21 protein-coding genes are annotated in these 23099 nt (G+C 40.8%); 11 read left to right on the top strand and 10 right to left on the bottom strand.

What is annotated here, in order from left to right; all coding sequences use genetic code 11:
- Positions 1-427: 427 nt before the first annotated feature.
- The gene (locus K9B36_RS08475) at positions 428-1342 is read left to right on the top strand and encodes a GNAT family N-acetyltransferase (RefSeq protein WP_223701612.1); all 915 of its coding nucleotides are present in this window, start codon (positions 428-430) and stop codon (positions 1340-1342) included.
- A gap of 97 nt (positions 1343-1439) precedes the next feature.
- Here K9B36_RS08475 and K9B36_RS08470 read toward each other — a convergent pair whose 3' ends face one another.
- The 6 genes from K9B36_RS08470 to K9B36_RS08445 all read right to left on the bottom strand — a co-directional run bounded on the left by K9B36_RS08470 (position 1440) and on the right by K9B36_RS08445 (position 8691).
- Positions 1440-2159 (bottom strand): anti-sigma factor, encoded by a 720-nt coding sequence (locus K9B36_RS08470; protein ID WP_223701611.1) that lies wholly within the window; start codon positions 2157-2159, stop codon positions 1440-1442.
- A complete protein-coding gene (locus K9B36_RS08465) occupies positions 2156-2716 on the bottom strand; it encodes an RNA polymerase sigma factor (RefSeq protein ID WP_223701610.1) in 561 nt (186 codons plus the stop codon). Before K9B36_RS08465 ends, K9B36_RS08470 begins: the two co-directional genes overlap by 4 nt.
- Positions 2717-3008: 292 nt before the next feature.
- On the bottom strand, positions 3009-4193 hold the full coding sequence (locus K9B36_RS08460) for a Ger(x)C family spore germination protein (protein ID WP_223701609.1): 1185 nt from the start codon (positions 4191-4193) through the stop codon (positions 3009-3011).
- A 3-nt stretch (positions 4194-4196) separates the two neighbouring features.
- A complete protein-coding gene (locus K9B36_RS08455; protein ID WP_223701608.1) occupies positions 4197-5774 on the bottom strand; it encodes a spore germination protein in 1578 nt (525 codons plus the stop codon).
- Complete coding sequence (locus K9B36_RS08450) at positions 5749-6876, bottom strand: GerAB/ArcD/ProY family transporter (RefSeq protein WP_223701607.1); 1128 nt, start codon at positions 6874-6876, stop codon at positions 5749-5751. Before K9B36_RS08450 ends, K9B36_RS08455 begins: the two co-directional genes overlap by 26 nt.
- 384 nt (positions 6877-7260) lie before the next feature.
- Positions 7261-8691: a hypothetical protein gene (locus tag K9B36_RS08445; RefSeq protein ID WP_223701606.1), complete on the bottom strand. Its 1431-nt coding sequence runs from the start codon at positions 8689-8691 to the stop codon at positions 7261-7263.
- Positions 8692-9219: 528 nt separating this feature from the next.
- Between K9B36_RS08445 and K9B36_RS08440 the strand changes: the two genes are divergently transcribed.
- On the top strand, positions 9220-10695 hold the full coding sequence (locus tag K9B36_RS08440) for an amidase (protein ID WP_223701605.1): 1476 nt from the start codon (positions 9220-9222) through the stop codon (positions 10693-10695).
- Positions 10692-10967 carry a hypothetical protein gene (locus K9B36_RS08435; RefSeq protein ID WP_223701604.1) on the top strand — a complete coding sequence of 92 codons (276 nt, stop codon included), beginning with the start codon at positions 10692-10694 and terminating at the stop codon, positions 10965-10967. The genes K9B36_RS08440 and K9B36_RS08435 overlap by 4 nt, the downstream gene beginning before the upstream one ends.
- A 53-nt stretch (positions 10968-11020) precedes the next feature.
- On the opposite strand, the gene K9B36_RS08430 is transcribed toward K9B36_RS08435, so the two are convergent.
- Positions 11021-11608 (bottom strand): vWA domain-containing protein, encoded by a 588-nt coding sequence (locus K9B36_RS08430; protein WP_223701603.1) that lies wholly within the window; start codon positions 11606-11608, stop codon positions 11021-11023.
- 97 nt (positions 11609-11705) lie between these two features.
- On the opposite strand from K9B36_RS08430, the gene K9B36_RS08425 reads away from it, so the two are divergent.
- Complete coding sequence (locus K9B36_RS08425) at positions 11706-12206, top strand: hypothetical protein (RefSeq protein ID WP_223701602.1); 501 nt, start codon at positions 11706-11708, stop codon at positions 12204-12206.
- Here the strand turns inward: K9B36_RS08425 and K9B36_RS08420 are convergent.
- On the bottom strand, positions 12199-12816 hold the full coding sequence (locus K9B36_RS08420; protein WP_223701601.1) for a TetR/AcrR family transcriptional regulator: 618 nt from the start codon (positions 12814-12816) through the stop codon (positions 12199-12201). The two genes, K9B36_RS08425 and K9B36_RS08420, sit on opposite strands and share 8 nt — an antisense overlap.
- 344 nt (positions 12817-13160) lie before the next feature.
- On the opposite strand from K9B36_RS08420, the gene K9B36_RS08415 reads away from it, so the two are divergent.
- The 3 genes from K9B36_RS08415 to K9B36_RS08405 all read left to right on the top strand — a co-directional run bounded on the left by K9B36_RS08415 (position 13161) and on the right by K9B36_RS08405 (position 15737).
- Positions 13161-13880, top strand: coding sequence for an ABC transporter ATP-binding protein (locus tag K9B36_RS08415; RefSeq protein ID WP_399201599.1), 720 nt, complete (start codon positions 13161-13163; stop codon positions 13878-13880).
- Positions 13880-14965: an ABC transporter permease gene (locus tag K9B36_RS08410; RefSeq protein WP_223701599.1), complete on the top strand. Its 1086-nt coding sequence runs from the start codon at positions 13880-13882 to the stop codon at positions 14963-14965. The genes K9B36_RS08415 and K9B36_RS08410 overlap by 1 nt, the downstream gene beginning before the upstream one ends.
- Positions 14966-15110: 145 nt before the next feature.
- Positions 15111-15737 (top strand): metal-dependent hydrolase, encoded by a 627-nt coding sequence (locus K9B36_RS08405; protein ID WP_223701598.1) that lies wholly within the window; start codon positions 15111-15113, stop codon positions 15735-15737.
- A 124-nt stretch (positions 15738-15861) separates the two neighbouring features.
- Here K9B36_RS08405 and K9B36_RS08400 read toward each other — a convergent pair whose 3' ends face one another.
- Together K9B36_RS08400 and K9B36_RS08395 are read right to left on the bottom strand one after the other, a co-directional pair.
- Entirely contained in the window at positions 15862-16071 is a 210-nt protein-coding gene (locus K9B36_RS08400; RefSeq protein WP_223701597.1) for a heavy-metal-associated domain-containing protein, read from the bottom strand.
- A gap of 317 nt (positions 16072-16388) precedes the next feature.
- Positions 16389-16544 carry a YpzG family protein gene (locus K9B36_RS08395; RefSeq protein ID WP_223701596.1) on the bottom strand — a complete coding sequence of 52 codons (156 nt, stop codon included), beginning with the start codon at positions 16542-16544 and terminating at the stop codon, positions 16389-16391.
- 209 nt (positions 16545-16753) lie between these two features.
- On the opposite strand from K9B36_RS08395, the gene K9B36_RS08390 reads away from it, so the two are divergent.
- The 4 genes from K9B36_RS08390 to K9B36_RS08375 all read left to right on the top strand — a co-directional run bounded on the left by K9B36_RS08390 (position 16754) and on the right by K9B36_RS08375 (position 22624).
- Entirely contained in the window at positions 16754-19933 is a 3180-nt protein-coding gene (locus K9B36_RS08390; protein WP_223701595.1) for a DEAD/DEAH box helicase, read from the top strand.
- 34 nt (positions 19934-19967) lie between these two features.
- Positions 19968-20714: a DUF2161 family putative PD-(D/E)XK-type phosphodiesterase gene (locus tag K9B36_RS08385; RefSeq protein ID WP_317889867.1), complete on the top strand. Its 747-nt coding sequence runs from the start codon at positions 19968-19970 to the stop codon at positions 20712-20714.
- A gap of 49 nt (positions 20715-20763) precedes the next feature.
- Positions 20764-21777, top strand: a complete 1014-nt coding sequence (locus tag K9B36_RS08380; protein ID WP_223701594.1) for a DoxX family membrane protein — start codon at positions 20764-20766, stop codon at positions 21775-21777.
- Between the two features lie 103 nt (positions 21778-21880).
- A complete protein-coding gene (locus K9B36_RS08375) occupies positions 21881-22624 on the top strand; it encodes a YqcI/YcgG family protein (protein ID WP_223701593.1) in 744 nt (247 codons plus the stop codon).
- Positions 22625-23099 lie beyond the last annotated feature (475 nt).

The raw sequence follows: 23099 nt of genomic DNA, 5'->3' as shown, positions 1-23099 counted from the left end.
GGGGGGCAGGGGTGGTGGGTAAGAGCTGGTTTCGTGCGCAAATGTTGAGAAGTGGTACGAAAAAAGCTAGTTCCGTGCGCAAATCACGAGAAGTGAAGCGAAAAAAGCTAGTTCCGTGCGTAAATCATGAGAAGTGGTGCGGAACCTGAATTTTCGTGCATCTCGCTATAGCACGACCACCGTGATTTGACTCCCCGTCGAGCGTCACCCCGTTGAAACCTAGTCCGCAACTCAAAAATCACCGAATAACCTGCCTGTTTCTTAGTTTAGTGCATTGCTGACAGTTACTTTACTCTCCTTATTAACCATAACCGTGGAGACTGGCTAACAACTCTGCCTCCACTATTCCAAAAGCCTCCCATTCTACATTCAAATAGGTTTATTATGTTAGTATCTATATAAAACGAGCAAGGAAGGAGTCCCCTTCATGAATGGTTATTACAAGATAAGAAATTACCTTGATCAGGATGCAGATAAAATAGCGGAATTTAATTTTTTGGCGATGCTTGCCTACCGATATAACAAAGATTATGAACCTGCCAACATATTTTGCGCAGTTGATTCAGAAGATACTATAGTCGGGGTGGGACATCTGGAGCCGGACCAACCGTGGACTACCAGGGATCAACCTCTAAAACAATCAAATTTTATCTACAAACTAAATCTTGATATGTACTGGAATCATCATGTCCCCTGCCCATCAGAATTGCAGGACGAACTATTGAACTCTTTGCTAGCAAGGGCACGTGAAATAAGTGACCTTTTTCCTGATAAAAATATTCGAGTCAGTTACATTATTCCTGCTGATGAATTAGAGGAGGTTGACTATTTTCTAGCAAGAGGCTTTACTGCACGCCGAACGCATTTTATTATGAAACGGGACTTAACAGAGGAGATTCCAAATGTGCCTCTGATAGAGGGTATTCTAGTGGTTCATTGGAAAATGGAGACTCAAGCTGAACAGGAAAAATATCTGAGAGCGGAGGCTGAAGCTGCCTTGGATGGGATTAGTTGGAGTTTAAATCGTCTAAAGTGGATGAAGAGTGGTTCGGCATGGGATACCTTCACAGCTTTTAAAGGGGATGAGGTTGTCGGCAGCGTCATGACTTGGGGGCTTGGGGAGGAAAGAAGTGCTACCGAAAATATATTTGTTCTTCCAGATTGGAGAAGAAAAGGAATTGCTAGAGCGGTCATCACTGAGGCATTGCATTTTCTAAAAAACAAAGGCATGAAGGAAGCGACTCTTAGTGTTTACGGAGATAATGAAAGTGCGATTGCTCTATATAAGTCACTAGGGTATCAAATGTTGAGTATTCATCTTGAGTTTGGGATTGATTTATAGGAAGAGATGCTAGAACATTGTAATAAAAAAAACAGAGCCGATTCAAAAGCGAATCGCTCTGCTTATAGGAAAGATCGTTTTTTAGTGAGCCCTATCTTTATAAACCAGCCGAAAGATGAATGTTTCCTTCTGGCAAGTCATTGCCTTCGTGAGGCTCAAGGGTGATGGCAATTGTATCCCATTCCTGGCTTTCTGCCTCGTCGATACGGTGAAGCACATAGCCTTTTCCTTGATTGTCTACTGTAAAGCTTCCTGCTGGTATTGGTGTACCATCTTTTAATAACCATACTTGGTATACTTCTGATCCAGTAAGTGCGGGAAGCTCTTGTGTTTGAATCATGACAGAAAGTGTTTGCTCTTGTTGGAAAAGGGTCGCAAATCCGATTCCAGCGGTGTCTGATGGTTCTAATTTAACGACATTATCAGGTTGCTTCCATTCCTCTGTTCCAGACCTATTCTCATTTAATAGGAGATAGCCGTTTCCTAGCACCGAAAGTAAAAGTGAGGCGGCTAAAAAGCTTGTAAGCCATGGTTTGGATATTGACGCCTTTTTACCGGTGGAATGGACTGGAATAGGTGTTGGTTCCGCCTTTACCGTTTCTTCAGCAAATACATTCGCTAATATTCTTTCCTTCATTTCAGGTGGGGGAGAAACCTGTTCAGATAGGAGGGCAGTATCCCCTAATATCTCCTGAAGCTCTTGTAATTCTTCCTGACACTCCGGACATTCAGCTAGATGCTTTTCGAATTGCTCTTTATCTGCTTTTGATAAGTGCCCGTTAAAATAATCTAGGAGATTCTCACACTGGTGGCTCATATACTCCCCCTCCTTTCCTCGATTAATGTTCGTTTCAGTTTCTTTAATGCCAATCGCAGTCGTCCTTTCACCGTACCGAGCGGTGTGCCGGTTAATTCTGCGATCTTTTGCTGGGTATAACCTTTAAAATACATATAATGCACCATCTTTTTCTGTTCATCTGAGAGGGTAGAAACTGCTTTTCTGATTTTTTCTTGTTCTTCTTTCCACTCTGTTTGTTGTTCTGGCGAGTCATCGGATGAAAGGAAAGGCTCTACCTCGTCAATAGAGATGCTCTTGGCTCTAGCTTTCTTTCGGATAATATCCAACGCTTTGTTACGTGCTACAGTGAACAACCAAGACGAGAACTTCCCTTTTGTGGAGTCATAGCTCCCGGTGCTACCTTGCCAAAGTTTCATAAACACATCTTGAATCGCTTCTTCAGCAATCTCTTCGTCGCCAGTGACTTTTATTAAAAAGGAATATAAAACTTTCTCATATCTATCGTACAATTCCTCTAGAGCTTCTTTATCCTTGCTCCTTATCCGCTCGTATAGAAGAGAGTCCTTATTCTGCATCGATTTTCTCCTTTTATATGTGATTATTTTATACCATCCAATTGTGTCATTAAAGAAGAAAAGTATCTACTTTCCTTACGCTGCAAACTGTAATTTGGATGTGCAGGGAGAAAACTTTATTGTTCTATTGTACTCATATTACTAATTATGGGATGTATAGTACAATAGATTTAGAAAAACTTAGGGTGGGATTTACTTTCATTAAGGGATTTTTATAAAGAGGTTATGAACTATCTGAAAAAGTGTTGAAGGAATCGGGGAGGGGGAAAAGAAGGGAAGTCCCCCCGACCCCCTAATCCAAATAAGAGTCAATTCTTAATCCACTACGTCTAATCTTGATTGTGGCATTAACTTCGACTGTTGCTTTGGCAAAGGTTTCATTCCAGTTGTCTTTTACTTTCTTGAATTTTTTTGGTTCACTTCGGTAAAGAATTTCGCCAAATCCGAAAATATCACTTTGGAATTCTTTTTGAGCGAGGTTGATCGTGCTGCGAACCTCTTCTTCCAGTAGTTCGCCAGATTTTTTTTCATACTCATCTGTAACCTTAAAGCTGGAAATGGGATCTGAGCATTGTGTACCTTCTAAGATTCCTTCTCCTCCAATGGTAATCTGAATATGGGGAACACCGGCCTTCATTTTTACAGAAGTATTTGATTTAATGCTTTGAAGACGTATATCAACCGTTTTGTTTTCTTCGCATTCAATGGAGATGGATGTTCGCTCTAAATTATCTTGTGTAATAAGATAGCTCCTACTTCCTATCAATGGTATTTGGCCAATCATTTTATTATCTTTGAAGATGCTGTTTCCAGTGAATTCTATATAAGCATCGGGCTCTGTTTTTTGGAGGTTTTCAACAGAGGCCCCTTTTTGAGATGCGCCTACAATTCCAATCATTGCAGTTGTAGGCTCTCTTCCATCTGTACTAAATGCATCCACTAAATCCTTTAACCTTACTCTAGAATATCCCCCCCATTCTTCATAAAATGTATCTGCTTGAGTATTGATCTTCTGAGTGGCTACCTTTTGTAAAGGATACGTAATGTTCAATACATCCGCTGCCATGTGGGGAGCTTCTACTATAAGAATGTTAAAGTCATTTCTTATTTCCCTGTGCCGGTCCATCAGATCGAATAGTTCTACTACCCCCTCGCGTGCTAATTCCTCACTGATGATTACGGTCTTCATATGAGAATAGATTGGCTTTCTTGAGATAGCCTGATTGATTTTATGAGTCAATTCTCCGATAGATTGTCCCTCTACTCCTAGTACAATGCTTGCTGTGTTTCCTGAAGCTTTATCTGTTCCCATTTCACTAGCATTGAGTAGTTCTACGGTTAGCCTAAATTTAGCATCCTTCCCTTTATCAATTGCCAGGCCAGAAATAATAGAAACCTCATTAACCTCATGTAAATCCCAACACGCGGTCAGAAAAGCGAGAAGGATAAAGATGTGTAAAATTTTAATAGTTTTCATGGTCTAGTCATCCTTTGCTTTAGGGGGCGTTGGTGAATTGTCGGCAAACTGTTTCTTTGGTTGCTTTGTCTTAAGGTAACTTGGTCTTTGTTTCATCATGTAATAAGGCAGTCTAAAAAAGACATCTTCTTGATCTGTTAGTTTAAAAGGAGAAACAGGAGTAAGATAGGGTACTCCGAAGGAACGCAAGCTGTTTATATGTCCTATCATAAAGATAAGACCGAGCATGATTCCATAAAACCCCAATGAACCACCAAGGATCAAAAATAAAAATCTCAATAATCTTGTAGATATCGCCAGGTTGTAAACAGGTGAAACAAAGCTTGCTATTGCCGTTAACGCTACAATAATTACCATGAAGCTTGATACCACACCTGCTTCAACTGCAGCTTGACCAATTACAAGCCCCCCAACAATGGAGACAGTCTGTCCTACGGCTCTTGGCATTCGGATACCGGCTTCACGTAGGATCTCAAAGGTGATTTCCATAATAAAAGCCTCGATTACTGCCGGAAAGGGTATTCCTTCCCTTTGAGAGATAATGCTGGCAATAAGTGCGGTTGGGATCATTTCATGATGATACGTTATAATTGCCACAAACAAGGAGGGAAGAAGTAATGCAATTATAAAAGAAAAGTAGCGGATGATACGTAAAAACGTTGCCATGAAAAATGGTTGATAATAATCTTCTGAAATCGAAAAAAAGTCTTGAAAGGTTGCTGGAGCGGTTAATACAAATGGAGTCCCATCTATAAAGATGCACACCTTCCCCGAAACAAGGTGTGATGCGATGGTATCCGGCCGCTCTGAATTATAGACTAAAGGAAATGGTGTAAAAGTTTTATCAGCAATCATCTCTTCGATGTTGGAGGATTCAAAAATGGCATAGGTTTTGATTTCCTCCACTCTTTTGGTAACCTCCTTTAGGATTTTGTCGTTTACAATATTACTTATGAACCCTAATGTCACTCTTGTTTGTGTATCTTCGCCAATAAAAAAATCTTGAAAGCATAGGTTTGGATTTTTAATTCTACTTCTTAATATCCCTAGGTTTGTTGGTAAATCTTCCACAAATCCGTCTTTTGGTCCTCTAATGATCGTTTGAGTGGTGGGCTCGGTAATACTTCTGCTTGGCGTGCTTTTTACAAGGACAAAACAAAATGTTGAAATTTGCTCTACTATTATAACGGCGTAGCCTGCAACTAGTTTTTGACCAACATCTTCCCATTTTTCTGAAAAAGCTAATTGTGAGCTTGAAAACAATCTAGTAAGTTCTTTTTTACTATTAGAGAGGATTGCTTGTTCAATACCTCCAGGTGCAATATTTATAATCGGGTCCTGTATTTGTTCCATAATGAGCTTGATTTCAGTAGTCGACTCGAGATAACAGAGCTTTGCATGCAAGTTGCCTATAAATAGGTCCTCCAATACCACGTCACTGGAATGATTCATCATTTTCTCTAATGTGCTGCATTTTTCCTCGAGGCTCTCTGTACTGACAAATTCTTCACTAGGTTTACTTGATTCTGCTTTTTTTTGTTTAGCAAGCAATTCTTTAAGTGTCGTAATTCTTCTTTTCATGATTTGAGTTTCCTCCTTTCCTCGATTTGATTAGCAGGATAACAAATACCAAGGAAGGTATCAGGTATTGAAAAGGAATGTGAAGGTATAGAGGGACTATATCTAGACCCTCAATCAGATGTTCGTTAAAACTATAGGCAATAATAATGGAGAAGGTAGCTATAAGCATCCCGACTGGAAACGCAAAATAACGATAGGTAACTTTATGTACTGCCTCAAGTCCTTTTAAGACGCAATAGAAATAAATCGAAACCTTTACAAAAACCCCTAACATCTCAATAAAAACAACCAAGGCGTCAAGCCGTTCTATGAAATCAGCTATGCTAATTTCTCTTGCGGAACTTAATAAAGGGAAGGTGGTTCTAGCATATCCTTCCGGACCCAACACAGCTATATTAATGACTATGTAGAGGATGATTATGAAGCCGGAGACTGCTGTCGCCATCCAAAGAGGTTTGCTACTCTTCTTGAGTTTATTGACATGTGGAAAAATAACCGTGAAAACAACCATTTCTCCAAAGGGAAAGGTAAGAAGTTGTGGGAAAAAGGCTTGATACACAGGTTGTATCCCTTCTGCTAACACAGGTCTTAGGTTAGAAAAATCGATATTTCCATTAACCCATAGAAAAACTGTTATAGCTAAAAGAAAAAGTATCATATATGGTGCAAAGATAGTTGCGGTCCTTGAAAACACTTCTAATCCGAGGTAAATGACGTAAATAACAACCCCCATGAACAAAAAGGAAGTAAATTCAATTGGTGAATTTGGCAAAACCACGGTAACTAATAGCTCATTAAAATCGCGCAAAACACGACTAGCTGCATACAAAAAATAAACCACATAGGTATAGATCAATATTTTCGAAAGGAATTTACCAAAGCACTGAGCAAATAAATCATATAAATTTCCATCACCTAATTTAAAGGCTTTATAATACATAAGTACAAGAATAACACCGGCTATTGTAGCTGGGATAACAGCAATCCATGCATCCTGTTTGGCTTCTGTCCCAATCCCGATAACAATTGAAGTTCCCAATTCAAAAAACACAATAAGTAATATAAACTGCTGAAGAGAAATTTTCTCTGAAGTAGGTTTCATTTGCTTGTCCTTTTCTTAAATATGTGTCCTTTTTTGATCCTGTAGTCTGCAATAAAGGAATAGATAAGAGCAACCGCTATCATTAAGTAACTATAAATATTTCCTGGATTGTGTTGTGTATCAAACAGATCTCTCAAAACATGCTGGAAATTGAGATTTTTAAGAAGAAAGTCAAGTCCAATTACAAGTAAGTAAGTTAGAAAAAACAACATCACCGTCACGCGAGTAACCAGCATCTATCCATCCCACCTTAGAAAAACAAAGTATCACTTTCTAACTATAGCTACACTTAGTATAGTGTTTCATACATGGTGGAGAAATATGTAAAAAACTAAAAAAGGAGAAGCCAAACCGCTGTGAGGGTCTGGCCCCTTTTTCTAAAATTTAGAATATCCATAACCCTATAATGGTGGAGACTATTAACCCAGCCATTACCGGTATAAAGCTTCGGCGCACTAGCTCCATGACGGGAACTTTTGCAAAGCCGGCGACCGCTACAAGTGAGGACCAGGCAATAAGGGTTCCACCGCCAACCCAGATCGACCCCATTTGACCAATGGCGCCAAGTGTTGCGGCCTCCACACCGACACTTTCCCCTAATGCACCGGATAATGCCCCTACTAGTGGAAGTCCGGAGAAGCCTGAGCCATCCAACCCAGTAATCATCCCAATCAAGAGTATTCCAAAGCCTGCTACAAATGAGCTTTCCGGAATATAGGACTGACCTGCCAAAATTAAATCAAATAGGAAGGAAGGCGTTTCTTCTGCGTTCGTTCCAAATATTCTTGCTGCCAATTCCCCGCTGCCGATGAAGAAGAAACCAGCAATCGGAATAACAGGTCCCATCGCTCTAAATGCAAAAACAAACCCTTTTACAAGATGATCACTAACATTCGTAAGAGAGGTGCGAGCCTGTTTAAAGAACGAAGCGGCAATAAGAAGGATAACAGATGCTCCCCCTATTAACGCTGCTCCGGCGCCGCCCTCCAGAGAAGGAAGAAAATCGGAGAACTTTGCAAGAATCATATAAATTATGATGGTGAGAAAGGTCCCTGGTACAAGAATGGCAAATAGGAGACTATATTTGCTACGTTGTGAGAGCTGTGTTTTTTCTGCTTCCTCGGAAACATTCGATTGATTTTCTACGTTATTCCATTTAACAAGATGACTGGTGGAAGGCTGTAGAATAAGCTTGCGAATGGAAAGATAGGCTAGAACAATTGCCACCGTCCCTGTAATTATGGACAGCACTAATCCTCGGTCCGCCACCGTTCCAATGTCCACTCCAGCTGCTATTGCTGTTAAGGATGGAGCAATTTGAATAATGTAATCAGAGGATAGCGCCATTCCTTGGCCTGCAAGGGAAATCGCAACCGCAGCACCAATAGGCGGCAACCCTGCTCTGATAGCAACCGGAATCAATAAAGCCCCAACGAGAGGTACAGCCGGTGTCGGCCAGAAAAACAACGAGATGGAATAGGTAACAAACACAATCACCCAAAACGAAATATGCCCGTTTTTCATCACCCTTTGAAACGGCGTAATCATTTGTTCATCTGCACCTAGAGACTTTAAAGAATGGAGAAGAGCCGTCATTATCGCGATAATTAGAAAAATATTAAATAGCTCTCCAGCCGCAATTAAACTGGCATTAAAAATCGTCTGTAACCCAAATGCGAAGGATCCACTAAAAATCCAGCCAACCAAGAAGGTAACCAATACTGCAGGAACCACCACATTCTGCCGAAACAGCATGGTGAAAATTATTATCAATGTACCGGCCAAATACATCCAATGAGCCGCTGCCAATTCCATGTGAAAAAACCCCTTTCCTAAATTACTTAATACGCAAAGCTGAAAAAGAAAGTTTTGTTTGTATAGTAGTGTATGAATTTGGGTGGGCTTTGGTGTTTGGGGTGGTGTGGGGTGTGGGATTGCTGATATGGGAAGAATGGTGGTCTCAATGGCCGGAATGGCACCCTCGGCATGCTCATTTAGGAGTGTCGATGGTCTCAAAGAGGTGGAATGGCACCCTCGGATTGCTTTTTTGAGGGGGGCGATGGTCTCAAAGAGTTGGAATAGAACCCTCGGCATGCTCTTCTGGAAGGGTCGATGGTCTCAATGGCCGGAATGGACCCCTCGGCATGCTCCTTTTGGCGGGTCGGTGGTCTCAATGAGGGAGAATGGCCCCTCCGGCATGCTAATTCCGTCGTGTCGATGCTCCCAAAGAGCATAAATGAATCCACCACCTCACCACGGTGTGCATGTCTATTTCAAATTCCACACACAAAAGCAGGTGTATTCATCCAAGCAGCAGAATAGTATCTATTGAGGTGATTCACGATGAAACTAGAAGAATATATAAAATACGATGGGCTAGCTCTAGCAGAACTAGTTAAAAATAATCAAATTACACCGAGGGAACTCGTAGAACTTGCTATATCTCGAATCGAGACAAAAAATCCTGAACTCAATGCAGTTATCCACACGATGTACGAACAAGCGAAAAACGCTTCCAATCAGGAGCTGAAGGGACCATTTGCAGGTGTTCCGATGCTGCTAAAAAATATCTCACAAGAAATCAAAGGCGAACCGTTAACAGCAGGTTCCAAGGCGCTTCTTAACTATAGATCGAAGGAAGATTCGGAGTATGTCATTCGTTTACGGCAAAGCGGTTTTCTTTTTCTTGGACAGACCAATGTGCCTGAATTGGCGTTAATGGCAATAACGGAGCCTAGCCATTATGGACCTAGCCGGAATCCATGGAATCCTGATTTTACACCTGGTGGCTCAAGTGGTGGGTCAGGTGCAGCTGTTGCAGCTGGAATGGTACCAATTGCTGGAGCAAATGATGGAGGAGGGTCAATCAGGATTCCTGCTGCCTATTGTGGATTGTTCGGCTTAAAGCCAACAAGAGGGAGAACCCCTGTTGGTCCACAGTTTGGACGCTATTGGCAGGGGGCTTCGGCGGAGCATGTATTAACTCGTTCGGTTCGAGACAGTGCGGCAGTATTGGATCAGCTTGCTGGAACGGAAAAAGCGAGTGCATTTTCTGCGCCACCGTATGATGAAAGCTATCTAATCAGTTTGGATAAACCTCTGGATAGACAACGGAAAATCGCGTTTTCCACAAAGTCTCCAATTGGCACAGAGGTTCACGCAGAATGTGTCGAAGCGGTAATGAAAACCGTCCTGCACCTTGAATCGCTTGGCTACAAAATAGAAAAGGTGGATGCACCAGTGGACGGTAAGAAAATTGCGAATAGCTATCTTACGATGTACTTTGGAGAAGTGAGTGCGAGTCTCGCAAGTATGGAGCAAGTGTTAGGTCGAAAAGCGGCATTTCGCGATGTGGAGCCAACCACTTGGCTGCTTGGTCTGTTAGGAAAAGCGACAACTGCGCAGGAGTTTGTTTTAGGTTTACGAGAATGGGACATTGCAGCCTATGAGATGGAAAGGTTTCATGAAACGTACGATTTCTATGTCACTCCCACTACAGCTTTTCCACCAGCAAAAATAGGGGAACATGATTTAAAGTCTGTGGAAAAAATAGCACTTCAAGTTACAGGGAAAATCGGCTCCGCTAAACTTCTAAAAAAAATGGGGATTGTTGATCAGCTGGTGAAGGATAGTCTAAAAAGAGTGCCATTTACACAACTTGCTAATCTGACAGGTCAACCAGCCATGTCGGTTCCGCTCCATCTTACAGAGGAAGGTTTGCCGGTAGGGGTGCAGTTTATGGCGGCAAGAGGCAGGGAAGATCTGCTTTTACAAATGGCGAGACAGCTTGAACAGTCGGAATTGTGGAAACTTAAATGAATAGAATAGAGAGAAGATGGAATAAAAAAGTAGGGGTATTTGTTTTTGCGTGGCTAAGCTTTCTAATTTGGCTTTCCTGTTCCAGCTTTTTCTCTTCTCCACATGATTGGTGGACCGTTCTGTATGTGAAGGAAGCCAGTGATGAAACAATTATCATAACAACTTCCTATACAAAAGTGCTACTTGGTGGGGGAGTCTTTACCATTCTAGGAATCTTACTTTATTTGGTATTAAAAATAATAGATGCCTACAAGATAACTACTCCAAATTAAAAATAGCTCAGAGCTGATAGGCTCTGAGCTAAAAGGTTGTTCACAACATTACTCTATTCCATCAACCTTTTCTCCGAAACCGTCTCACAAACCATATCATACATCTTCTCCACACCTTGATTTGTTGCTTCAAAATTATAGGCATGCTCGACATGTATACCTAAGCTATCTGCCTCCTTAGCCACATCGATGTTGGCGCCCATGAAAATGAACTCCCAGTTATATTTTTCCTGCTGGTGTGATATCAACTCTTTGACTTTTTTATAGGAGAATTCACTGCTTGCATTTTCTAACCCATCTGTTGTAATGACGAATATTACATGATCAAGACGCTCGTCTTCTCTAGTGTTTGCCAGTCTGTGACCTACATCTAAGACGGTTTTTCCTATTGCATCTAGGAGGGCAGTTGTTCCTCTCACATAATACTGCTTGTCGGTTAACCTTACCATGTTGGCATCTACACCATTCCATAACACTTCGTATGTGTCGTCAAAAAGTACGGTCGTTAGTCGGGTTTCCCCCTCAAGCTTGCACTGCTTTGAAATAAAAGCATTGAACCCACCAATCGTATCCTGTTCCAGCCCACACATTGATCCGCTTCTGTCTAATAGAAAAATTATTTCTGTTAATTTCTTTTTCATAAATCATCATCCTCCTAAGGTTCATCATGCTATAATAATAGCGTGATATATCCATTATTTGGTCGCCTGATAAGCGACATTTTCAGGAGGCGGGGTAATGCTTGATAAGAAACTACTTGAGGAGCTAGAGGAGTATATTCAAGCTCATCTTTTCCTAGAAACCTACGAATCTACTTTTAAAATGGCAGAGCCAATATATGAGAAAGAACAAATTCCATATGACTTGGATGATTATCTTAAAAAAAACCGGACCCTTACCTTGCAAGAGCTTTTGTTTAGCTATATTGATGATAAGGGCCTGAAGGATGCGGATGTTTATAAAAAAGCGGGGATGGATCGGAAGCATTTTTCCAAGATACGTACTAATCCTAGCTACAAACCTAGAAAACAAACCGTACTGTCGCTTGCTTTTGCCCTTGAGCTAAAGGCTGAGGACGTTGATGAGCTACTTGGAGCGGCTGGTTTCTCCTTGTCGAACAGCGATACATTTGATCTTGTCGTCCAGTTCTTCTTGGAGAGGGAAATCTATAATCTCCAGCAAATAAATGAGACGCTAGACTACTTGAGCTTAAAACCATTGGGTGGGGGACTTAATTAAGTGGTCCTCCCTTAAATCCCATGGCTCGCACAGGTCCCATCATGGTTGTCATTACCAACACCTCTGCCATCTTTTCTGGCGTATGCTTTCTTCCTTCCGCTAACCATTGCTCCAAAAGACCAACATGTGCGCTTGTCACATAAGCCATGATGTAATCGAAAGGGATCGGCAGGGAGGTTGGGGAAAAGTCTTCCTTTTGAACTCGCAGGAAATTTTCGCGAATCACTGTTTTTAGCTTGTTTTGAAAAGAAGGACTTACCGAATCTAACAGAAGCATCTTAAAAACTTCCGCTTCCTCATCAACGTAGTGGAAAAGCTCCGTAGCAAATGACATTAAAATCTCCGGTTGACCGACAAGTTTGTCAAACTTCTTCGCCAATCTTTCCCCCATAATTATGCGTAAGTTATCCAGCAACTCCTGTTCTACACTTTCCAAAAGATCATACTTATCCTGATAATGAAGATAAAATGTTCCACGGTTTATTTCTGCATACGCACAAAGATCCCGAACACTGATTTTTTGGAAATCTTTTTCTTTGACCAACTTCAGCAATGCCATACGAATCGCCCTTTTGGTTTTCTTTACTCTCAAATCTTGTTTTTCTGTCATATTTATTCCACCTTTAATGAACATAAATCTTACATTCGTCTATTATTCAACAGAACGTACCAAACTACATATTGTAGAACATTTCTTCTTCTATTTATAATAATAATGAACAGAGTGTTCAATATCCACTATAAATGAAAGCCTGTGTTAAACGCCGCTATTGATTTGCGCAAAAGGCTACGCGTTCCACGGGGCTGTGCTGGAGCCTACTCGGCTGTGCCTGCGGGGTCTCCAGCCTACCGCTATCGCCCGTTGGAGTCTCCGCCTTTTACTCCGATCATCGCTGGTATAGCGTTATTATCAAAACTCAACATTAACAGAGCCAAATGAAAAGAGGGATGAAATTGGGAGTTATTCACATAAAGCAAGTTACAAAAAGTTACGGGAAAACTGTTGTACTTCAGGATGTTTCTTTTCAAATAGATAGAGGGGAAATAGTCGGACTTATTGGTCCTTCCGGTTCTGGAAAGACAACGCTTGTCAAAACGATTATCGGAATGGAGCAAGTAGATTCTGGTGCTGTTACGGTCTATGATCGATTAATGCCCAACCGGGAAATTCTTGGTCAAATCGGTTATATGGCGCAATCGGATTCCTTATATTTAGAGCTAAGTGCCGAACAACAGATGATGTTTTTCGCAAAGCTTTACAATGTTCCTAATAAGGAGCGTAAAGAACGGATCCAAACAGTGATGAAACTTGTTGATTTGCATGAAGAAAGGAAAAAACGCGTACTGAATTTCTCTGGCGGAATGAAACGGAGACTTTCCCTTGCCATGGCACTGCTGCAAAACCCGGAGTTTCTAGTGCTAGATGAGCCAACAGTTGGGATTGACCCCCGTCTACGAAAAGAAATATGGGAAGAGCTTACTTCTTTAAAAGAAGAAGGAAAGTCGATACTTGTCACAACACATGTTATGGATGAAGCAGAACGGTGTGACCGTTTGGTGCTATTGCTTGAAGGCGGGATTTTGGCTACAGGATCGCCAAGGGAATTAAAGAAACGCTTTAATACAGATACCATTGAAGCAATTTTTCTGCAAGAGAAGGGACGTGAATCATAATGGGTACATTTGCCATCGCTGGCCGGATAATGCAACAATTATTTCGTGATCGGCGCACACTTGCCTTGATGTTGCTTGCTCCTTTGTTTATTTTGACGCTCGTCTATTTTCTTTTTCAAACCAATGCGGATAATGAAGCAACTCTCGGTGTTACCTCCTTGCCCGAGATGCACGAGGAACAGTTGATAGACGCAGGTTTTAACCTGAAAGATTACGAGCAGCCGGGAGATATTTCTGAAAAAATCAGAGAACAAGACCTTGATGCATTCATCGAATGGAACGATTCGACGATGATTGTTACCTATGACGCAAGTTCTACTACAGCAGGAATTAAAGCAAAACTTCACGGGCTGCAGCAGCAAAGCTTTATGAAAGATGTACAGGAAGTGTTGGAACAGACAGTGGCAACAGGGGGGCTTTCTCCTGAAGAACTTCCAACCCTCATCGAACTTGAAGACCGGTATGTACACGGCACAGAGAATACAACCTATTTTGATACTATTAGTCCGTTTCTCATTGGTTTCTTTGTATTTTTCTTTGTTTTCCTCATCTCAGGGATTTCTCTCTTACGGGAACGGACAACTGGAACGCTGGATCGTCTACTTGCGACCCCAATCCAACGCTATGAGATTGTGCTTGGCTACCTGCTTGGTTATGGTGTTTTTGCTATTTTACAGACCTTGATTGTGGTGACCTATAGCATCTACGTTCTAGATATACAGATTGCAGGCAATATTTGGCTCGTTTTTTTAACCAATATACTAATCGCTTTTGTCGCATTATCACTCGGTTTACTTTTATCTACCTTTGCAAATTCCGAACTTCAAATGGTGCAATTTATACCTATTGTTGTGATTCCACAAATTTTTTTCGCCGGTCTTCTTCCAGTCAGTTCACTTTCCGATTGGCTACAAATTATCGCCAAGCTAATGCCGCTTTATTATGGTGGGGAAGCTTTACAAGCAATTATGATGAAGGGGCAGGGGATCGATGCAATCGCCATAAGTCTACTTATTCTAGTAGTTATCGCTTTTTCCATAAGCTTATTAAATGTTCTAGCTTTAAAAAAGTATCGAAAAATATAACAAAAGTTACCTTATCTATTTTAGATAGGGTTTTTCTATATTTTAGGACTAAGGTAGCATTTTTTATTTCTGCTCTAACCAGAACATATGTTTTATAGTAAAATAAATTAAGATGAAAAATTGTACTTTAAAGGTGGATACCAACATGAATGGAACAGCACATGCAGCAATTGGGGCGGCATCAGGCTTTATTGTCGCCAACACTTTCCATACCACTCCAACCACTACGCTTATCTTAGTAGGATTGGGAGGAGTTTCTGGACTGATACCAGATCTAGATATTGATGGAACGTTGCGCGGCAAAATTACTTTGTCTCATAAGGTTACCAGGTCGGTGGCCCAGTTGATCGGAGTACTGATGATTATCTATAGTTTCTACGAAGGCAACGCAACGGAAAGGTGGCAGGGCATCGGACTCGGATTAGCGATCATGCTCATCTCCTCGTTTATTAAGCAAAAGCATATGCTGACGATCACGGGGCTAGGTGTTGCTGCTGGTGGATTTTCGCTTGAGGAAACATGGTTGATTCTCTTTGGCATTTATATCTTAATTGCTTCTTTTACTTCTCATCGCAGTTACACCCATTCCATCCTTGGCGTCATTTTCTTTGGATTTATTGCAGCAAAACTGGAAATTGCTCTTGGGGTTGACGGTGTTTTCTATACCCTTCTTGCTGGATATATCACCCACCTTGTCGGGGATTTAAAAATATTGCCCTTCAGCAAACGAGGAATTAAACTATTCTTGCCTTTTTCCTCAAAAGAAATATAGAGGCTCCTATCGTGCTCGAAGGATAGAATAACATACTGAGCATAGTAAAACGAGGATAAAAGCCACAAAGGCCTATCCTCGTTTCTGCTATATTTTATGTGTGTTAATTTACCAATTCTTAAAGTTAATCAATCAGGCGGAAGCCATTCTCCTTGATGCTTTTCATGATCCGCTCTTTAGAGACCTTGTGTTCATTATACTCAATCTTCACTTCGCCGGTTTCAATGTCGACTAGAGCTCTTTCCATTCCGTTCAGTTGAATTAATACTTTTTCCAAATAATTAATAGGTTGCTCTTTCACAGCTTCCTCTACTTTAATCGTCATTTCTGCCATAAAAAAAATCTTCCTCTCCAAGATTTTGATTTTGCCTACATAATTAACTATACCCACTATCTCGTCTTATACTTCATTTGTAAGGATAAAATGCAGCTATGAAAAAAGGAGGCTCTTTTCGTAAAGTTTGTTTGCGATAAGTCCGTAACTGTCCGATTCACTCAAATTCAGGAGTAATTTCTGAATTTAAAAGGAAAAGAGCACGATAGCAACGATTGTAACGTGGGGTCCCCTCATACATATAAGCAACAATCAATGCGAAAACAACCAAAAAGAAAGAAGGCAGCAAGTACCTTCTTTCTTCTTAAGCAATATTCCTAAAACATCCTATGTGCCTTTGCATCGCTACGAGCTATAATAACAGACTGTGACATTTGCGATTGCCCATTAACTTGGGAGCTTGCATGTTTCCGTCTTGTCGTATTATGGTGAAACTTTTGAGATTGTTGATCTAACTGATCTCTATAGCTCATTCGTCCTCACCTCATAGTCAGAATAGGATATCGCCAAGCAAAGAATACTTAGGAATATCATTAAAAGTATGTGAATAAGCAACTGAAATAATACATTTTTAGCGAATGTTTCATTAGCCTCTTTTTGACACCAGGTTCTTCAACGCCTGTCCCCTTGTGATACAATTATGGTAAAGGAAATGGCATATCCTCTAAGAAGGAGTAAGGCATTGAACATACAAATTACTCAAAAAACGATAAAAGAAAAGTGCGGAACTGTCTCCTTCAAAAGAGGGGAAGCTTTTTATCGTTCTCAAAAAGTAACAATAGAACATTATAGCTCTGAGAGGTGTGAAGCTACGGTAGCGGGTGTGGAAGATTTTCATGTTACGGTTGAGGTAGCAGAGAACGGGAATTTCCAAGCAACTTGCAGCTGTCCAACGCTTGCTTCGGTAAAAAAGGATTGCCAGCATATTGCCGCTGTTCTCCTTGCAATTGAAAATCATCAACGAAATGTGCCTAACCTTTCGTCAGGTGATGAATTGACAAATGGGTTGCTCACGCTTTTTCATGAAAAACCAACCTATTCAAGTGCCAGTCAGCTTCATTTTGAAAAAAGACAGGTTCTTGATGCTACCTTTATCTGTAAACCCGTTAAAGTAAGTAAGGATCAGCACCTGTTTGGTATAAGGATGAGCATTGGTCCATACGAAGTTGAAAATATAAGGGATTTTCTGTGGAGGGTAAGTAAAGGTACACCATATCAGCTTACGGCTACACACCATTTTGACCCTAGCCTGCATTGTTTTCAAAAAGAAACAGATGCGGTGCTTCAGGAATTAAGCAGGGTCACTAATGATGAAAAGGTCTATTTGGAACACCTGCCAAAATTACAAGAGACATTACTCCTTCCACCATCTACATGGGAGAGAATGCTTCCGATTCTTACTATGGCTCCATTAGTAAAATTGGAGAATGGCGGACAAGTATATGAAGACCTGCATCTTTCAAAAGAGAAACTATCATTATTCTTCAACCTAACAGAAGCAGATACAGCAGGTGGAAAATATCTGCTTTCAGTAACTGGCTTTAAACAGCTAATCGTGATGAAGGATTATCACTCGGTTGTTTATTATGGAAAGATTATTGCCGTGAAAAAGGACGACTGCGTGCGTCTTTCAGAGTTAAAACGGATGTTGGATGGCTCTGGTACCAATCAAATACCGATTGAACCTAAGCAACTTCCATTCTTTCTCGAAAAGGTGGTCTCAGGGTTAAGGAAAATAGGGGAAGTCAAACTCCCAGCATCTGTTTATGAGAAGTTTAACAAAACCCCACTCATTGCCAAGCTTTATTTGGACAGAGTAAAAAACCGTCTTCTAGCAAGCATTGAATTTCACTATGACCATGTAGTAATTAACCCACTGGAAAACCGGGAAATTAAAGCTGGTCCCATGCTTGTACGCGATGTAGCAAAGGAAGAAGCGATTCTACAATTAATGGAAGATAGTGAATTTGCCACGACGGAAGAAGGCTACTATTTGCATAATGAAGAGCTAGAGTACGAATTTTTGTATCATACGGTGCCTAAGCTTCAAAAACTTGTGCAGTTATATGCGACTACCGCCGTGAGAAACCGGATATTTCGTGAAAATACACGTCCAAAGATACGGGTGAAGGTAAAGAAGGAACGGACAAATTGGCTGGAGTTTAAGTTTGATATGGATGGCATCCCGGAAAAATACATTAAAGAAGTCATTATGGCACTGGAAGAAAAACGGAAATATTATCGTTTGCCGAGTGGTGGGTTATTATCGCTTCAGACAAAGGAATTTGAAGAAATTCAACGTTTTTTACACGCATTGCCTGTTCAAGAAGAGGACTTCGAGCACCAGTTGGATTATCCGATTGTTCAAGGGCTTAAGCTCCTAGATTCGGTTAATGATCAAAGTACTTTCACAATGGAAGAATCTTTTCGACAATTTCTAGACAATCTTAGCGATTCTTCTTCTATGCAGTATACGGTCCCAAACAGCTTGGAGAGCATTTTACGGGATTATCAAAAAAGAGGCTATCAGTGGATGAAGACTCTTGCTAGCTACGGCTTTGGTGGGATTCTTGCCGATGATATGGGACTTGGAAAAACGTTGCAGAGCATCACATATTTAGTTTCGGAACTGCCTGAGATTCGAAAAAGAAAGCTGCCTGCTCTCATCGTTTGCCCGTCGTCTTTAACGTACAACTGGCTAAGTGAAATCATTAAGTTCGCTCCTGAAATTCAAGCTATTATTATTGATGGTACAAAAGCAGCGAGAGCAAAGTTGCAAAAGGAATTAGGAGAGATTGATGTGATTATTACATCGTATCCATTGCTACGTAGCGATTTAAATTGGTTTGAGAAGCATAACTTCCATACAGTGTTTTTCGATGAGGCGCAAGCTTTTAAAAATCCTGTAACACAAACTGCACGGGCGGTAAAAAGAATCAAGGCGGACCATCGTTTTGCCCTAACAGGGACACCTGTGGAGAATTCCATTGAAGAGTTGTGGTCCATCTTTCATGTAGTATTCCCAGAGTTGTTTATGGGCTTGAAGGAATATAGTCATCTTTCTAGAAAAAAGATTGCACGAAGAATCCGTCCCTTTTTGCTGCGCCGCTTAAAAGAGGATGTTCTAGCAGAGTTGCCTGAAAAACTGGAGATGGTGCAATCCGTTGAGCTGCTTCCTGATCAGAAAAAGCTCTATGCGGCCTATTTGGCCAAGCTGCGTCATGACACTCTGAAGCATCTTGACAAAGATACTATTCGAAAAAACCGCATTAAAATTCTTGCAGGGTTGACCCGTTTGCGGCAAATCTGTTGTCATCCAGCCTTGTTTGTGGATGGCTATAAAGGAAGCTCTGCCAAATTTGACATGCTATTGCAGATAATTGAAGAATCCAAGCTTTCGGGAAGAAGGGTGTTAATTTTCTCCCAATTCACGAAAATGTTAAAACTTATTGGAAATGAACTATCTTATCAAGGTGTTCCATTTTTCTACCTTGACGGACAAACACCATCAGAAGAGCGAGTGGAAACCTGCAAACGATTTAATGAAGGAGAGCGGGATTATTTTCTCATTTCTTTAAAAGCAGGAGGAACAGGACTAAATCTGACAGGGGCTGATACGGTCATTCTCTATGATATCTGGTGGAATCCTGCAGTAGAGGAACAAGCAGCAGACCGAGCCCATCGCATAGGTCAAACAAATGTGGTACAGGTGATTAAGCTTGTGGCAAGAGGAACCATTGAAGATAAAATGAATGAACTTCAAGAAAAAAAGAAGCACCTTATTGAAGAAATTATCCAGGATGATGGGAAAGCCTCTACAGCACTAACGGAAGAGGACATTAGAGAGATATTGATGATCTAAAGAGAGCAAGGGAAATAAGTAATGGTTGGTGTTAATGATGGAAGAAAAGAAAAAAATCTATGAAATGGACTTGTATAAGCCAATCCAAAAGCACTTTGTCAAAGAAGGTTATGAGGTGTATGGAGAGGTGAACGACTGCGATATTGCCATGGTGAAGGAGGAAGAGGTAGTCGTAATTGAGCTAAAACTCACCTTAAATGTGCATCTGCTTATTCAGGCAACCAAACGGCAGCGACTAACAGACCAGGTATACATCGCTATTCCGAGACCCACCTACAGTTTGAGGTCCAAGCGCTGGACAGATCTTTGTCATTTAATTCGAAGGCTTGAGCTGGGGTTAATTGTTGTTACCTTAACTGGCAAGCGTGACAAAGCAGAAGTTGTCTTTTCTCCCACCCCGTTTGATCGAAGCAAAAGCATCCGTCAAGGAAAACGAAAACGGGACGCACTGTTAAAAGAGATGAACGGGCGAAGCACTGATACTAATATAGGAGGCAGCAACCGTACAAAAATAATGACAGCCTATAAGGAAAATTGCATTCAAATAGCAGCGTATCTGCACGAGTTTGGTCCGCTATCCCCGAAAAGATTAGTTGAGTTGGGAACAGGAGCGAAAACCTCCTCCATTTTAACGAAAAACTACTATAACTGGTTCGATCGAATTAAACGAGGAACCTATTGTTTAAGTGAAAAAGGGAAAAAGGAATTGGGGGAGTACGGGGAGCTTGCAGGCTATTATTTAGAGAAAGTGAATAAGGAGGAAGGAGATAAGGGAAAGTAGGGAAGAAGGTTGCAACGATTTTCTAAAAATCTAAATAATGGAGGTAAATATGCAACTATTTTTACGAAAACGCTTTCCAATACTTATCTTATTTTTTTTAATCATATTAACTCCCATTTTTGCCGAAGCGCATGTGAAGTGGTTTTCGGAAATCACGCCTGAGAAAGAAACGATTGAAAATATATTAACCCCTCTATTTATGGGTCTTGCCCTTTTCACAGCAGTATTCTTGGCGATATTAACGTTACTATTGCAACCAATTATCGAGAAGATTCCTTTTGTGCAGAAGATAAATACGTATCTTGATCAATATCGAATTTCTTCTAGGTATATACTTAAATACGGAACGGCCATAGCTCTGATAGTCCAAGCTTTGTCTGGTACCATTTTTGCTCCCGAGTTTGCAATAGGCAATACAGGAGTCTTAATGGCATTATGGGCAAGTATCATTCTGCTGTTGATTCCTATCCATTATGCAACTAAGGCAGGAGCTATTGTCTTACTGGGATTGTTCGTTTATCAATTAATGGAATCTGGCTTATTCCACATGCTTGATTATGGATTTTACTTAGCCATTATTGCGGTACTATTAATAGGCAAAACGAAATTAGAAAATTGGGGATTCCCTTTCTTATATCTAGGAACAGGGTTGTCTCTTTGTTGGGTAGCTGCCGAAAAATGGGTGTATCCAGCAATGAGTGTCGATATCATTCAAAGGCATGGTGTCCCTACATTCGGGTTTGCACCGGAAACCTTTGTGGTATTAGCTGCTTTTATCGAATTCATAGTAGGTTATTTATTGATAGTAGGAATTCTAAACCGAGTTTTAGCTTTTGTTTTAACCTTGATTTTCTTTTCGACTACCCTCCTATTTGGGGTCACAGAAATAATAGGTCATTTAATGATTCATTTCATACTGATCATTTTCATTATTGAAGGAGTATCGTTCTATGATCCGCCAATCAAAATTCACAAAAGTAAAATAAACCAGCTAATTTTTGTATTTCTTAATTTTCTCTTCGTGTTAGCAACATTTTTGCTGATTTATTATCGATTTGCTTAAGAATTATCGCCTCACCTGCTGACTGTGTTCTATTGCTTCAATGTTTAGAATATCTAAATATAGGGTATTTTCTTCTTTATAGAAAAACATATGAGGTGAGTGCATGGAAACCGCAGTTAGTGGGACGAAAGGTAAACTATTAACAAAGAAAGACATGACAGATCCGACGAAGGTACCAGATTGGGTCATTCGAGAATATAAAAAATTCCATGAAGTGGTTACAGATAAAACATTCCCCTGCTATTTTGGAATGGCTGGAGAGAAGAAAGGTGAGCTACGATATTCGTACATTACGCATGATGATTGGGCACACCTGCCGGAAACACTTAAAGATTTTAATGCCCTGTTTGATCCAGATAAACCGCTCATTAGGCATGGATTCTTTTTGTTTGTAGAGCCTGAAAAGGAAGTAGAGTCGATTCCACATTATCGTGAATACTTTTGGAACATCCTGCAATTTTTACATAACCAGGATGATAAGCCTTGGCCAGAGGATTATCCTACCGATCCGGACCACCATCTCTGGGCTTTCTCCTTTGCAGAGGAACCTTACTTCGTTTTTGGAAACGCTCCAGCATATAAGCAGAGAAAAACGAGAGATCTTGGAAACAGTTTGATCTTAGGATTCCAGCCACGCCGCATTTTTGAAGGGCTAGAAGGTACCTCCCCAGGTGGCAGCATGTCACGAGAAAAAGTAAGAGAACGCGTAGAAAAATGGGATCAGCTTCCAAAGCATCCTAACATAAGTCATTACGGTGACCCTGAGCATCGTGAATGGAAGCAATACTTTATTGGTGATGATGTAAAACCAATAGAAGGAAAATGTCCATTCCATCATAATGGGTAGTATAGATAGGAGACCAGCCCTCACTGCTTTGAAGCGGTGGGGGCTGGTTTCTTTTTTATAGAGTTAGGATGGAGCAGGCGCAAAGTAAGTACATGAAAAGAAAGGTTGGCCCAAGATGATGTATCAACAAGGGCGATGTAAATACATGAAAAGAGGGAAAGGTAGCAGATCATGTACATTCCCTGGCAAAGTAAGTACATGAAAAGAGGAGAATGCAGCCGAAGATGTACATTCCCTGGCAAATTAAGTTCATGAAAAGAGGAGAATGCAGCCGAAGATGTACATTCCCTGGCAAATTAAGTTCATGAAAAGAGGAGAATGCAGCCGAAGATGTACATTCCCTGGCAAATTAAGTTCATGAAAAGAGGAGAATGCAGCCGAAGATGTACATTCCCTGGCAAAGTAAGTACATGAAAAGAGGGGAATGCATCGGATGATGTACATTCCCTGGCAAAGTAAGTACATGAAAAGAGGA

The organism is Sutcliffiella deserti (assembly GCF_020037475.1).
GTDB classification, from domain to species: Bacteria; Bacillota; Bacilli; order Bacillales; family Bacillaceae_I; genus Sutcliffiella_A; species Sutcliffiella_A deserti.
The sequence above is the reverse complement of the archived record's forward strand: the minus strand, read 5'-3'. Positions and strand labels throughout refer to the sequence as shown.